This is a genomic window from Streptomyces sp. NPDC031132 (assembly GCF_055570595.1).
Map to the genome: position 1 here is coordinate 193,992 of NZ_JBVIGX010000013.1, position 13,652 is coordinate 207,643.

A 13,652-nucleotide genomic window follows, 5' to 3' on the forward strand; every position below is an offset into this window, starting at 1 on the left:
ACGGCTGGGAGTGCCCCCGGATTCTGGCGTGCGGGACCCGGCTTTACTACCCTTCGGTAGCACTCACCTTTCGAGCAACTCGGCCATGGCGCGCAGCCCTTGGGCGAGTTCCCGCCCGTTCGGCGCCTGCTCGGGGTCCGTCAGGGTCTGCACCATCACCCCGGTCAGCAGCGCGATGTGCAGCGACCCGAGGGCCCGTACGTCCTCCTCGGCGACCGCGTCCTCGGGGACTCCGCGCAGCTGCGCGGCCACCATGCGCCGGGACCGGCGCTGGCCCTCGGCGAGGGCGGCGAGCAGCTCGGGCGAGGACTGCGCGTGGACGAAGGCCTCGACGTTGGCGATCCAGAGCCAGCGCATGTCGCCGAAGTCCCGGATCTTGCGGTCCCAGGTGTCGGCGTACCGCTCCTCGGTGGTGTCGCCCTGGCCGGCCAGCCGGCCGGACCCGGCGGCCCATTCGTCCATGGCGGCGAACAGGGCGAGGTTGAGCAGGGCCTCGCGCGAGCCGAAGTGGTAGCCGATCGCGGCCATGCTCACCTTCGACGCCGCGGCGATGTCGCGCACGGTCGTGCGCGAGTACCCCTTCTCCTCCAGGCAGCGGCGCGCTCCGGCCAGCAGGTCCTCGCGATTTCCCATGCCGGGATCGTAGCCGCGCGGGCTTTTGGGGCTGCACCCCTGCACACCTCTTGGGCAAGCGCCCCATACAAATGTATTGCGCGCTTGCCCAAATCCTGGCAGGCTCGGGTAACGTCACCGCCACAGCAGGACACACAGGGGAGAGCGGAACCATGCGCCACACGCTGACGATCGACGGCCGCACACTGTCGTACCGGGACTTCGGCGGCCCGGGCCGCCCGCTGCTGGCCCTGCACGGGGGCATGTCCGAAGGCCTCGCGTTCGCCGGCCTCGCCGACGCCCTGGGCGACGACTGGCGGGTCATCGCCCCCGACCAGCGCGGCCACGGCGACTCCGACCGGGCCGCCGACTACGGCCGCGCCGGATACGTCTCCGACGCCGTCGCGCTGCTCGACCACCTCGGCCAGGGCGCCCCCGTCGCCCTCCTCGGCTACTCCCTCGGCGGGCTCAACGCCGTCCACCTGGCGGCCGCCCACCCGGACCGGATCTCGGCGCTCATCGCCGTGGATTCCACCGTGGAGGTCCACCCCGTCCCGGAGGGGGCCGTCTTCGACTTCCTCCACGACATGCGGTACACCGCCCCCACCCGCGAGGAGCTGCTCGCCGCGGCCGGGCCGGTGGGCTCCCGCTTCGTCGAACGGGTGCTGCGCCGGCTCCCTTCCGGCGAGGGCTGGCGGCTGCCGTTCCACCCGCAGGACATGCTCGACTCCATCGAGGGCTGCCGCGGCGACCACTGGGACGCCTGGCTCGCGAGCAGCTGCCCGGCCGTGCTGATCCACGGCACCGGCAGCCAGGCGCTCACCCAGGACACGGCCGACGCGATGGTCGCCCGGCGGCCCGGGACCTCGTACGCGCCCCTGGACGGGGACCACTTCGTGCCGTTCACGGACCCGGCCGGCTTCCACGAGGCCGTGGCGAAGTTCCTCGCGACGCTCTGACGGCCGGGCCGGCCGGGGCGGCCCCGTCACGGGGGTACGGGGCAACGCCGAAGGGGCGGCGGGCCGCAGGGCCCACCGCCCCTTCGGACGTGGCTGTCACGTACAGACCGTCGCAGGTGCCGTACGCAGGTGTTACTTGACGACCGTGATGCGGTCCGCCGCCGGCGGGGCGATCGGAGCGGCCTCGGTCGACTTCGCCAGGTAGGCGTTGAACGCCTCCAGGTCGGGCACGCCGACCAGCTTGTTCTTGTGCTCCTTCAGGACGGTGAAGCCGTCACCGCCGCCCGCGAGGAACTCGTTCATCGCGACCCGGTAGGTCTTGGCGGGGTCGATCGCCGCGCCGTTCAGCTTCACCGAGTCCACGACGATGCGGTCCGCGCCCGTCTTCGTCATGTCCAGGGTGTAGGTGAAGCCCTTCGAGACCTGGAGGATCTTCGGGTTCGGGCCGTTGACCGTGCCGCTGACCTGCTGCTGGAGCGCGGTGATCAGCTGCGCGCCCGTCAGGTCGACGATGTTCATCAGGTTGTTGAACGGCTGGACCGTGTAGGACTCGCCGTACGTCACGACGCCGTCGCCCTCGGCGCCCGCGGCCTTGTAGGCCAGGTCGGCACGGATGCCGCCCGGGTTCATGATGGCCAGCTGCGCGCCGCCCTTGGCCGCCGGGGCCGTGGCCTCCAGCTGCGCGTCGGCGATCAGGTCGCCGAGCGGCTTCTCGGGCGCCTCGGAGCCGCGGCCCGCGATGTCCGCCGAGATGTAGCCCATCGGACGGCTGGCGACCGGGGCGGCCAGCGCGTTCCAGCGGGTGATCAGCTCGGTCATGTCCGGGGCCTTGGGCTGGTCCCGGGTGACGACCTTGTTGACCGGCTTCGGCGCGGCGGCCGCGGTGCGGACGATGTCCTTGGTCTGGCGGTCGTACGTCAGCGTGGTGTCCGTGAACAGGCGGCCGTAGGAGGCGGCCGAGGTCACCATGCGCGGGTTGCCCGCCGGGTCCGGGATGTTGCAGGCGTACGCCTGGTGCGTGTGGCCGGTCACCAGCGCGTCGACCTTCGGGTCCACGTTCTTGGCGATGTCCACGATGGCGCCCGAGATGCCGGCGCCGGCGCCCGGGACGTCGCAGTCGTAGTTGTAGGCGCCGTTCGCGGGCAGGCCGCCCTCGTGGATGAGCGCGACGATCGAGTTGACGCCCTGCTTGTTCAGCTCGGCGGCGTACTTGTTGATCGTCTCGACCTCGTCGCCGAACTTGAGGCCCTTGACCCCGTCGGCGGTCACGACGTCCGGCGTGCCCTCCAGGGTGACGCCGATGAAGCCGATCTTCACGTCCCCCTTCTTCCAGATGAAGGTGGGGTTCATCATCGGACGCTTGGTCTTCTCGTCCGTGACGTTCGCCGCGAGGTACTTGTACTCGGCGCCCGTGAACTCCTTGCCGTACTCGAAGCAGCCCTCGACCGGGTGGCAGCCGCCGTACGCCATGCGGCGCAGCTCGGTCTTGCCCTCGTCGAACTCGTGGTTGCCGACGCTGCTGACGTCCAGCTTCAGCTTGTTCAGCGCCTCGACGGTGGGCTCGTCGTGGAAGAGACCGGACAGCATCGGGCTGCCGCCGATCATGTCACCGGCCGCGGCCGTGACGGAGTACTCGTGGCCCTTGCGGGCCTCGCGCAGGCTGGTCGCCAGGTACTCGACACCACCGGCAGGTATCGCCTTGGTGGTGCCGTCCGCCTGACGCTCGCTCACGGTGCCGGAGGAGCCCTGCGGCGGCTCCAGCGTGCCGTGGAAGTCGTTGAACGACAGCATCTGCACGTCGACGGTGCGGCTCTTGCCGGCACCGCCACCACTCGCGGCACCGGCCGGCAGTGCGGCCGCGACCATCGCTCCGGCCCCGGCCGTGACGGCGATGGCGGCGAAGGTCAACCGGCGGGTTCGGCGGTGCCGTTGTGGCGTCGCTGACATTTAGTCCCCTTTTGGACAGCGGTGAAACTCGGGAGGTCGGCGGCAGCCTATGGTCAACGCGCGTAGCACGACAGGGGGTACGGGTGTCGGCCTGGTTACATGCAGGAGACGGCTCACCGCCGGCCCTCTGCACGCACACCACCGCAGGTGCCTTCCACGGTCGTACGCTCGACGTATGACTGACGACGTAGCAGCGGCCCTGGAGCCGGGACGCCAGATTGAGACCCTCGACGAGCTGACGGAGGAACAGGCCGCGGCCGTGCTCGCGCTCGTCGAGGACGCGGCGCGCACGGACGGCACGACCGCCGTGTCCGAGCAGGGCCGCCTCCAGCTGCGCGGCGGGCGCCGCGAGGGGATCCGGCACTTCCTGCTCACCGAGAAGGGCCGGCTGGCCGGATACGGGCAACTGGAGGACACCGACCCGGTCGAGGCCCCCGCCGCCGAGCTCGTCGTCCACCCCGCCCTGCGCGGGCGCGGGCACGGGCGGGCGCTGGGCTCGGCCCTGCTGGCCGCCTCCGGCAAGCGGATCCGGGTGTGGGCGCACGGCGGCAAGTCAGCCGCCCGCCACCTCGCCCAGGTCCTCGGCCTGACCCTGTTCCGCGAGCTGCGCCAGCTGCGCCGACCGCTCGGCCCGGAGGGGCCCCCGCTGCCCGAGGTGGTGCTGCCGGCCGGGGTGACCGTACGCACCTTCGTGCCCGGCCAGGACGACGCGGCCTGGCTCGCGGTCAACGCGGCCGCCTTCGCCCACCACCCCGAACAGGGCGCGCTGACCCAGCGGGACCTGAACGACCGCATCGCACAGCCGTGGTTCGACCCCAAGGGCTTCTTCCTCGCCGAGCGGGACGGGGAGCTCGTCGGCTTCCACTGGACGAAGGTCCACGCCGAGGAGCGGCTCGGGGAGGTCTACGTGCTCGGCGTCCGCCCCGGCGCCCAGGGCGGCGGCCTCGGCAAGGCCCTCACCGCGATCGGGCTGCACCACCTCGCGGGGGCGGGCCTGCCCACCGCGATGCTGTACGTGGACGCCGACAACCCGGCGGCCCTCGCGGTCTACGAGGGCCTCGGCTTCAGCACCCACGAGGTCGACCTGATGTACCGCACCGAGAGCTGATCCGCAGTCTCCAGGTCGTAGGCCCGTACGGGAGCGCGGGGGGGGCGCGGGGCCCGTACGGGTGCATTCCGGGCGGGGAAAAGACGTACTCGTGCACCACCCGGACCCTGGATGCCATACGCCATTCACCGGACCTTAAGACGCGCTTGCGACTCTCCCCGCATGCAGCCCCGACTCCGACTGACGGCGAACACTTCCGACGCGCCTGTCCTGCCGCGTGCGCGGAACAATGGAGTCATGAGCCACCAGCCCAGCGCAGGCCCCACCGAGGTCCCCGCCCAGCACCCGTCTCACACGTCCCCCGCCGCCTCCCCCGGCCCGGCGGCCAAGCCTGCGCGGATCGGCTCCATAGCCGCGCACCGCCCGCATTCCGGCCAGGGTCCCGGTCTCGCACCGGATCTCGACGCCGACCTGGACGCCTACGACGACAAAGACGGCGGCGAGCTCCCGCCGGGGCGGTTCCTCGACCGCGAACGCAGCTGGCTGGCCTTCAACGAGCGGGTCCTGGAGCTGGCCGAGGACCCGGCGACGCCGCTGCTGGAGCGCGCCAACTTCCTGGCGATCTTCGCGAGCAACCTCGACGAGTTCTTCATGGTCCGCGTCGCCGGCCTCAAGCGCCGCATCGCGACCGGCGTCGCCACCCGTTCGGCCTCCGGGCTGCAGCCCCGTGAGGTGCTCGACCTGATCTGGACGCGCTCGCGCGAGCTCATGGCGCGCCACGCCGCCTGCTTCCAGCAGGACATCTCCCCGCAGCTCGCCGAAGAGGGCATCCACCTCATCCGCTGGCCGGACCTCACCGAGAAGGAGCAGGCCCGCCTCTTCACACTGTTCCGGAACCAGATCTTCCCGGTGCTCACCCCGCTGGCCGTGGACCCCGCGCACCCGTTCCCGTACATCTCCGGGCTCTCGCTGAACCTGGCCGTCGTCGTCCGCAACCCGGTCAGCGGCCACCGGCACTTCGCCCGGGTCAAGGTCCCGCCGCTGCTCTCGCGCTTCCTGGAGGCCTCCCCGGAGCGCTACGTCCCCCTCGAGGACGTCATCGCCGCGCACCTGGAGGAGCTCTTCCCCGGCATGGAGGTGCTCGCGCACCACATGTTCCGGGTGACCCGCAACGAGGACCTCGAGGTCGAGGAGGACGACGCCGAGAACCTGCTCCAGGCCCTGGAGAAGGAGCTCATGCGGCGCCGCTTCGGCCCGCCGGTGCGCCTGGAGGTCGAGGAGTCCATCGACCCCGGCATCCTGGACCTCCTCGTGCAGGAGCTGAACGTCTCCGCCGCCGAGGTCTACCCGCTGCCCGGCCCGCTGGACCTGACCGGCCTCTTCGGCATCGCCTCCCTGGACCGGCCCGAGCTGAAGTACCCCAAGTTCGTCGCCGGCACCCACCGCGACCTCGCCGAGGTCGAGTCCGCGTCCGCGCCCGACATCTTCGCCGCGCTGCGCGAGCGGGACGTGCTGCTGCACCACCCCTACGACTCCTTCTCCACCTCGGTGCAGGCCTTCCTGGAGCAGGCCGCCGCCGACCCGGACGTCCTCGCGATCAAGCAGACGCTGTACCGGACCTCCGGCGACTCACCGATCGTGGACGCCCTGATCGACGCCGCCGAATCCGGCAAGCAGGTCCTCGTACTCGTCGAGATCAAGGCCCGCTTCGACGAGCAGGCCAACATCAAGTGGGCCCGCAAGCTGGAGGAGTCCGGCTGCCACGTCGTGTACGGCCTGGTGGGCCTGAAGACGCACTGCAAGCTGTCGCTCGTCGTCCGCCAGGAGGGCGACACGCTGCGCCGCTACTCCCACGTCGGCACCGGCAACTACCACCCCAAGACCGCCCGCCTGTACGAGGACCTCGGCCTGCTCACCGCCGACCCGCAGGTCGGCGCGGACCTCTCCGACCTCTTCAACCGGCTGTCCGGGTACTCGCGCCGCGAGACCTACCGGCGGCTGATCGTCGCGCCGCGCTCGCTGCGCGACGGGCTGATCTCGCGGATCGACAAGGAGGCCGCCCACCACCGGGCCGGCCGCCCCGCGTACGTGCGCCTCAAGATGAACTCGATCGTCGACGAGGCCCTGATCGACTCGCTCTACCGGGCCTCCCAGGCGGGAGTGCCCGTCGACATCTGGGTGCGCGGCATCTGCGCCGTGCGTCCCGGGGTCCCCGGACTCTCGGAGAACATCCGGGTCCGCTCGATCCTCGGCCGCTTCCTGGAACACTCCCGGGTCTTCGCCTTCGGCAACGGCGGCGAGCCCGAGGTGTGGATCGGCAGCGCCGACATGATGCACCGAAACCTCGACCGCCGCATCGAGGCACTGGTCAGGGTCGCCGACCCGGCCCACCGCGCGGCACTGGACCGGATGCTGGAGACCGGGATGTCCGACGCCACCTCCTCCTGGCACCTGGGCCCGGACGGCGAATGGACCCGGCACAGCACGGACCACGACGGCCAGCCGCTGCGGCACGTTCAGGAGATGCTCATAGACGCCCGGAGGCGCCGGCGTGGCTCTGCCAAACCATGACCTGACAGCGCGTGGAGAGGGCTCCGCGGGTGACGTGCTCGGCACGTACCTGCGGGCCCAGGCGACCGCCTTCCTACGGGGGCTGCGCCTCCACGAGGAGAGCGGGGCCGACGCCGCGGAGAGCAGCGGTGCGGCGCGCAGCCTGCGGGGGGCTGCGCGCCGCATCAGCGGGTCCCTGACCACCTTCCGGGTGGTGACCGAGTCCTCCTGGGCCGACGGGCTGCGCACCGAGCTGGTGTGGCTGTCCTCGACCCTGGCGGACGAGCACGCGTACGCCGCCAGGCTGACCCGGCTGCTCGACGCCCTGCACCGGCTGTCGGGCTCGCCGGAGGTGCCCGCGCCCCGCGGCGCCCCGGGCGCGCTGACGGTGGGCTCGGCGCGGGCGGCCGCCCTGCTGGAGCGGCAGTTGACGCTGGCCCGGACCCGCGCCCACTCGGCGACCCTGCAGGCGCTGGGCTCGTCCCGGTTCCACGCCGTCGCGGACGCGGTGGCGGTCCTGGCCTCCGAGGTGCCGCTGGACCCGGTCGCGGCCCGGGGGCGGGTGGACGAGGTCCTGATCCCGCTGGCGGAGGTGGCCCGGACCCGGCTGGCGGCGGCCGTCTCGGCGCTGCCGCATGCCGCCGAGGCCCATCCGTACAACTCCGACCACGACGGCTCCTGGCACGAGGTGCGCCGGCTGCTGCGGGTCCACCGCTACGCCCGGGAGGCCCTCGGCGAGGACGTGGCCCGACTGACGGCGGCCGGCGACGCCCTGGACCGCCACCGCGACGCCGCCGAGGCCGCGGCCGCGTCGGCGACGGCGGCCCGCACCCCGCGGATCGCCCCGGCGACGGCGTACGCGCTCGGGGTGCTGCACGCAGACCAGCGGCACGAGGTGGAGGCGGCCCGGTTCACGTTCCAGGACCTGTGGCAGCCGGTGGCGGCCCCCGCCCTCTGACCGAAAGGAATCAGCCACCCCCGGGCGGTCACATAACGGTAACGGCGGGACAACGGCGGATGACACCGCAGTGCAAAACCGCCCATCCACACCAGGCCGTCCGCCACGGTTCACCGTCCGTTCATGTGCCCCGGTCGGCCGCTTCACCTGATCTGCCTAATTTCAGTGGTGCACGGAGCGCGTCGCCGACCGGAACGAGCGACACGTCCTGCACCCGACGTAGTCCTCTTCGCACGCCGCCCCGATACAGAAAGCGGCCGGCGGCTTCTGGAAGGAACACCCGAAAAGTGAAGCTTCAGCGCAAGAACATGCTTCGTGCCTCCGCCCTCGGGGCGCTTGTCGTGTCCGGCGCCCTGGTCCTCACGGCGTGCGGCTCGGACGACAACACGAAGGACGGCGGCTCCGCCAGCGGCAAGCCGTCGGCCGCCGCTGCGGGCGACATCAAGTGCGACGACGCCAAGGGCAAGCTCCTCGCCTCCGGCTCCTCCGCCCAGAAGAACGCCGTCGACCTGTGGGTCAAGAACTACATGGCCGCCTGCTCCGGCGTCGAGGTCAACTACAAGTCCTCCTCCTCCGGTGAGGGCGTCGTCGCCTTCAACCAGGGCACCGTCGGTTTCGCCGGCTCGGACTCGGCGCTGAAGCCCGAGCAGGTCGAGGAGTCGAAGAAGATCTGCACCGGTGGCCAGGGCATCAACCTGCCCATGGTCGGCGGCCCCATCGCGGTCGGCTTCAACGTCGCCGGCGTGGACAAGCTGACGCTGGACGCCCCCACCCTCGCCAACATCTTCAACGACAAGATCAAGAAGTGGGACGACGAGGCGATCAAGAAGCTGAACCCCGGCGTCACGCTTCCCTCCACCGCCATCCAGGCCTTCCACCGCTCCGAGGACTCGGGCACCACCGAGAACCTGGGCAAGTACCTCAAGGCCGCCGCTCCCGAGGCCTGGACGTACGAGGCCGCCAAGAAGTGGCCGGCCCCCGGTGGCCAGGCCGCCTCCGGCTCCGCCGGTGTCGCCTCGCAGGTCAAGGCCGTTGACGGCGCGATCGGTTACTTCGAGCTGTCCTACGCCTCCGCCCAGAGCATCAAGACGGTCGACGTGAACACGGGCGCCGCCGCTCCGGTCAAGGCCTCCGCCGACAGCGCCTCCAAGGCCATCGCCGCCGCCAAGATCGCCGGGACCGGCTCGGACCTGGCTCTTAAGCTTGACTACACCACCAAGGCCGAGGGTGCCTACCCGATCGTCCTGGTGACGTACGAGGTCGTCTGCGACAAGGGCAACAAGCCCGAGACGCTCGCCACGGTCAAGTCCTTCCTCAACTACACCGCCTCGGACGCGGGCCAGAAGGTCCTCTCCGAGAACGGCTACGCGCCGATCCCGGCCGAGATCAACACCAAGGTCCGCGAAGTCGTCAAGTCGCTGTCCTGATCACTGAACCCCAGGTGCCGGGCAGCTCCCGTCCGAGCTGCCCGGCCTCCGGGGCCCTCCCCTCCACCCAGGGGATCCGGTGCACCGCCGCCAGGGGGCCCTCCCCCCACCCAGACCGGAAAGACCATGGCTTCCACCACACCCACCCAGATAGACCAGGCTCCGCCTGTCTCCAAGAGCGCAAGGTCCACCGGCCGCGCCGGTGACAAGATCTTCGCCGGGCTGTCCAAGGGCTCCGGCATCCTGCTCCTGGTGATCATGGCGTCGATCGCCCTCTTCCTCACCTACCGCGCCTCGATCGCACTGTCGAAGAACGAGGGCAACTTCCTCACCACCTTCGACTGGAACGCGTCGGCCAACCCGCCCGTCTTCGGCATCGCCGTCCTGCTCTTCGGCACCGTCGTCAGCTCGATCATCGCGATGGCCATCGCGGTTCCGATCGCTGTCGGCATCGCCCTCTTCATCTCGCACTACGCGCCGCGCAGGCTGGCCGCGCCCCTCGCGTACGTGGTCGACCTGCTGGCCGCCGTGCCGTCGATCATCTACGGCATCTGGGGAGCGCTCTTCCTCGTCCCGCAGCTCGGGGGCCTGAACCTCTGGCTCGACGAGTACATGGGCTGGACCTACGTCTTCGACAAGACGCAGGTCGGCGTCGCGCGCTCCCTCTTCACCGTCGGCATCCTGCTCGCGATCATGATCCTCCCGATCGTGACCAGCGTCAGCCGCGAGGTCTTCCTGCAGGTCCCGCGCATGAACGAGGAGGCCGCCCTGGCCCTCGGCGCGACCCGCTGGGAGGTCATCCGCATGTCGGTGCTGCCCTTCGGCCGCTCCGGCGTCATCTCCGCCTCGATGCTCGGCCTCGGCCGCGCCCTCGGCGAGACCATGGCCGTCGCGACGGTCCTCTCCCCGAGCTTCCTGATCAACGGGCACATCCTGGACGCGGGCGGCGGCACGTTCGCGCAGAACATCGCCGCGAAGTTCGACGAGGCCAACGAGTTCGGCCGCGACGCCCTGATCGCCTCCGGTCTCGTGCTCTTCCTGCTCACCCTGCTGGTCAACGGCGCAGCCCGGCTGATCATCGCCCGTCGCAAGGACTTCTCGGGGGCGAACGCCTGATGAGCCACGCACTCCAGGACCAGCGCCCCACCGGGGCCCGCACGTCCGTCGCCCCCGCCGGCCTCACCCGGGGCGGCCTGCCCCGCTGGGCCCCGGCCGCCATCGCGGTCCTCTCGATCGCCCTCGGCTGCGGCATCGGCGTCGTCGCCGACCTCCACAGCAAGGTCCAGTGGGGCCTGATCGCGTCGCTCCTGTTCGTCGCGATCACGTACACCGCCAGCGCGGTCGTCGAGAACCGCCGCCAGGCCAAGGACCGCGTCGCGACCTCCCTCGTGTGGGTCTGCTTCGTCCTCGCCGTCATCCCGCTGCTCTCGCTGATCTGGACCACCGTCAGCCGCGGCATGGAGGCCTTCTCCGGGGACTTCCTCAGCCACTCGATGAACGGCGTCACCAGCTTCGAGGAGGGCGGCGGCGTCTACCACGCGCTGCTCGGCACCATCGAGCAGGTCGCCCTGGCCACCGCGATCGCCGCGCCGATCGGCCTGCTGACCGCCGTCTACCTGGTCGAGTACGGCAGGGGCAAGCTCGCCAAGTCCGTGACGTTCTTCGTCGACGTGATGACCGGCATCCCCTCCATCGTCGCGGGTCTGTTCATCCTGACGACCTGGAACCTGGCGCTCGGCTTCGGGCCGTCCGGCTTCGCCGGCGCCATGGCCCTGTCGATCCTGATGATGCCCGTCGTGGTCCGCTCCACCGAGGAGATGCTCAAGCTCGTCCCGAACGAGCTGCGCGAGGCGGCCCTCGCCCTCGGTGTGCCGAAGTGGCGCGTGATCCTCAAGGTCGTGCTCCCCACCGCCATCGGCGGCATCGCGACCGGCGTCATGCTGGCCGTCGCCCGCATCGCCGGTGAGACCGCGCCGATCATGCTGCTGGTCTTCGGTACCCAGCTGATCAACGGCAACCCCTTCGAAGGTGCTCAGTCCTCGCTCCCGCTGTACATCTGGGAGCAGTACAAGGTCGGCAGTGACGCCTCCTACGACCGGGCATGGGCCGCAGCGCTGGTCCTGATCGCCTTTGTCATGATCCTCAATCTGGTGGCCCGCGGCATCGCCCGCTGGAAGGCTCCCAAGACCGGTCGCTGACGCGACTATTTGAAAGCGAAGTGACCCCTCATGGCTAAGCGAATCGACGTCAGCGGACTGTCCGCCTTCTACGGCAGCCACAAGGCCATCGACGACATCTCGATGACCGTGGAGCCCCGCTCCGTGACCGCCTTCATCGGCCCGTCCGGCTGCGGCAAGTCCACCTTCCTGCGCACCCTGAACCGCATGCACGAGGTCACCCCCGGCGGCCGCGTCGAGGGCAAGGTGCTGCTGGACGACGAGAACCTGTACGGCCCCGGCGTGGACCCGGTCGCGGTCCGCCGCACCGTCGGCATGGTCTTCCAGCGCCCGAACCCCTTCCCCACCATGTCGATCTTCGACAACGTGGCGGCGGGCCTGCGCCTGAACGGCAGCTTCAAGAAGTCCGAGCTCGCGGACGTCGTGGAGCGGTCCCTGAAGGGCGCCAACCTCTGGAACGAGGTCAAGGACCGCCTGAACAAGCCGGGCTCCGGCCTCTCCGGCGGCCAGCAGCAGCGTCTGTGCATCGCCCGCGCCATCGCGGTCGAGCCGCAGGTCCTGCTGATGGACGAGCCCTGCTCGGCCCTGGACCCGATCTCCACCCTCGCGATCGAGGACCTGATCGGCGAGCTCAAGGAGCGCTTCACGATCGTCATCGTGACGCACAACATGCAGCAGGCCGCCCGCGTCTCCGACCGGACCGCCTTCTTCAACCTCTCGGCGGTCGGCCAGCCCGGCAAGCTCGTCGAGATCGACGACACGGACCGGATCTTCTCGAACCCGTCCGTGCAGGCGACCGAGGACTACATCTCGGGCCGCTTCGGCTGAACCGAAGCCCTCGCGGATGTGAACAACGTCCTGCGGTGCTGCATGGCGGTGCCACCGCAAGGCGAAAGAAAAGGGCCGGCTCCCCCTGGGTGGGGGGAGCCGGCCCGCTTTCGTTTCCCGGTCTCCCGGCCGCCGTACGACTAGCCGACGAAGGCCAGGTCGACGATCCAGAAGCTGAGCGCCGCGACCAGGGCCGCGGCCGGCATGGTGATGAACCAGCCCAACACGATGTTCTTGGCGACGCCCCAGCGGACCGCGTTGACCCGCTTGGTCGCGCCCACGCCCATGATCGCCGAGGTGATCACGTGGGTCGTGGAGATCGGCGCGTGGAACAGGAACGCCGAGCCGAACATGATCGAGGCACCCGTGGTCTCGGCGGCGAAGCCCTGCGGCGGGTCCAGCTCGATGATCTTGCGACCGAGGGTGCGCATGATGCGCCAGCCGCCCGCGTACGTACCGAGCGACAGCATCACGGCGCACACGAGCTTGACCCAGACCGGGATCGCGTCGCCGGTCTCCTGCACATCGGCGATGACCAGGGCCATCATCACGATGCCCATCGTCTTCTGCGCGTCCTGGAGGCCGTGGCCGAGGGCCATGCCGGCCGCGGACACCGTCTGCGCGATACGGAAACCGCGCTTGGCCTTGTGCGGGTTGGCCCGGCGGAACATCCACAGGATGGCGACCATCACCAGGTAGCCGACGACCAGGCCGACGACCGGCGAGACGAACATCGGGATGACGACCTTGTCGACGACTCCCGACCAGATGACCTCGGTGCCGCCGGCCAGCGCCGCGCCCACCATGCCGCCGAACAGGGCGTGCGAGGAGGACGAGGGCAGCCCGAAGTACCAGGTGATCAGGTTCCACACGATCGCGCCGACCAGCGCCGCGAAGAGGATCCACATGCCCCGGTTGCCCTGGGGCGTCTCGATCAGGCCCTCGCTGACCGTCTTGGCGACCCCGCTGCCCAGGAAGGCACCGGCGAGGTTCATCACCGCGGCCATCGCGAGGGCGGCGCGCGGGGTCAGCGCGCGGGTCGAGACCGAGGTCGCGATCGCGTTCGCCGAGTCGTGGAAGCCGTTGGTGTACGTGAAACCGAGCGCGACACCGATGGTCACGATCAGAGCGAAGGTGTCCACGAGG

The 13,652-nt window shown here is 70.5% G+C and carries 11 protein-coding genes; 8 read left to right on the forward strand and 3 right to left on the reverse strand.

The genetic code is table 11. The annotated features are described in order from the left end of the window. Positions 1-63: 63 nt before the first annotated feature. Positions 64-633 carry a TetR/AcrR family transcriptional regulator gene (locus tag ACZ49B_RS21430; protein WP_468308157.1) on the reverse strand — a complete coding sequence of 190 codons (570 nt, stop codon included), beginning with the start codon at positions 631-633 and terminating at the stop codon, positions 64-66. Positions 634-785: 152 nt separating this feature from the next. Between ACZ49B_RS21430 and ACZ49B_RS21435 the strand changes: the two genes are divergently transcribed. Next, positions 786-1,571: an alpha/beta fold hydrolase gene (locus tag ACZ49B_RS21435; protein ID WP_468308160.1), complete on the forward strand. Its 786-nt coding sequence runs from the start codon at positions 786-788 to the stop codon at positions 1,569-1,571. A gap of 132 nt (positions 1,572-1,703) precedes the next feature. Here ACZ49B_RS21435 and ACZ49B_RS21440 read toward each other — a convergent pair whose 3' ends face one another. Further along, entirely contained in the window at positions 1,704-3,518 is a 1,815-nt protein-coding gene (locus ACZ49B_RS21440; RefSeq protein WP_468308163.1) for a bifunctional metallophosphatase/5'-nucleotidase, read from the reverse strand. 175 nt (positions 3,519-3,693) lie between these two features. Here ACZ49B_RS21440 and mshD point away from each other — a divergent pair, with 175 nt between their 5' ends. The 7 genes from mshD to pstB all read left to right on the forward strand — a co-directional run bounded on the left by mshD (position 3,694) and on the right by pstB (position 12,506). Then, positions 3,694-4,626: a mycothiol synthase gene (mshD, locus tag ACZ49B_RS21445; protein ID WP_468308166.1), complete on the forward strand. Its 933-nt coding sequence runs from the start codon at positions 3,694-3,696 to the stop codon at positions 4,624-4,626. 237 nt (positions 4,627-4,863) lie between these two features. Further along, a complete protein-coding gene (locus ACZ49B_RS21450) occupies positions 4,864-7,137 on the forward strand; it encodes an RNA degradosome polyphosphate kinase (RefSeq protein WP_468308169.1) in 2,274 nt (757 codons plus the stop codon). Continuing rightward, the gene (locus ACZ49B_RS21455; protein ID WP_468308172.1) at positions 7,118-8,074 is read left to right on the forward strand and encodes a CHAD domain-containing protein; all 957 of its coding nucleotides are present in this window, start codon (positions 7,118-7,120) and stop codon (positions 8,072-8,074) included. The genes ACZ49B_RS21450 and ACZ49B_RS21455 overlap by 20 nt, the downstream gene beginning before the upstream one ends. Positions 8,075-8,361: 287 nt before the next feature. Continuing rightward, a complete protein-coding gene (pstS, locus tag ACZ49B_RS21460) occupies positions 8,362-9,501 on the forward strand; it encodes a phosphate ABC transporter substrate-binding protein PstS (protein WP_468308174.1) in 1,140 nt (379 codons plus the stop codon). Between the two features lie 126 nt (positions 9,502-9,627). Continuing rightward, complete coding sequence (pstC, locus tag ACZ49B_RS21465; protein WP_468308176.1) at positions 9,628-10,617, forward strand: phosphate ABC transporter permease subunit PstC; 990 nt, start codon at positions 9,628-9,630, stop codon at positions 10,615-10,617. Beyond that, on the forward strand, positions 10,617-11,699 hold the full coding sequence (gene pstA / locus ACZ49B_RS21470; RefSeq protein ID WP_468308179.1) for a phosphate ABC transporter permease PstA: 1,083 nt from the start codon (positions 10,617-10,619) through the stop codon (positions 11,697-11,699). Before pstC ends, pstA begins: the two co-directional genes overlap by 1 nt. Before the next feature lie 30 nt (positions 11,700-11,729). Continuing rightward, on the forward strand, positions 11,730-12,506 hold the full coding sequence (pstB, locus tag ACZ49B_RS21475; protein WP_468308182.1) for a phosphate ABC transporter ATP-binding protein PstB: 777 nt from the start codon (positions 11,730-11,732) through the stop codon (positions 12,504-12,506). 140 nt (positions 12,507-12,646) lie between these two features. On the opposite strand, the gene ACZ49B_RS21480 is transcribed toward pstB, so the two are convergent. Further along, positions 12,647-13,648 carry an inorganic phosphate transporter gene (locus ACZ49B_RS21480; RefSeq protein WP_468308184.1) on the reverse strand — a complete coding sequence of 334 codons (1,002 nt, stop codon included), beginning with the start codon at positions 13,646-13,648 and terminating at the stop codon, positions 12,647-12,649. Positions 13,649-13,652 lie beyond the last annotated feature (4 nt).

Bases quoted from the DNA above. Each gene is read 5' to 3' on its own strand.
- ACZ49B_RS21430 (WP_468308157.1), bottom strand. From the start codon at position 633: ATGGGAAATCGCGAGGACCTGCTGGCCGGAGCGCGCCGCTGCCTGGAG.
- ACZ49B_RS21435 (WP_468308160.1), top strand. From the start codon at position 786: ATGCGCCACACGCTGACGATCGACGGCCGCACACTGTCGTACCGGGAC.
- ACZ49B_RS21440 (WP_468308163.1), bottom strand. From the start codon at position 3,518: ATGTCAGCGACGCCACAACGGCACCGCCGAACCCGCCGGTTGACCTTC.
- mshD (WP_468308166.1), top strand. From the start codon at position 3,694: ATGACTGACGACGTAGCAGCGGCCCTGGAGCCGGGACGCCAGATTGAG.
- ACZ49B_RS21450 (WP_468308169.1), top strand. From the start codon at position 4,864: ATGAGCCACCAGCCCAGCGCAGGCCCCACCGAGGTCCCCGCCCAGCAC.
- pstC (WP_468308176.1), top strand. From the start codon at position 9,628: ATGGCTTCCACCACACCCACCCAGATAGACCAGGCTCCGCCTGTCTCC.
- pstA (WP_468308179.1), top strand. From the start codon at position 10,617: ATGAGCCACGCACTCCAGGACCAGCGCCCCACCGGGGCCCGCACGTCC.
- pstB (WP_468308182.1), top strand. From the start codon at position 11,730: ATGGCTAAGCGAATCGACGTCAGCGGACTGTCCGCCTTCTACGGCAGC.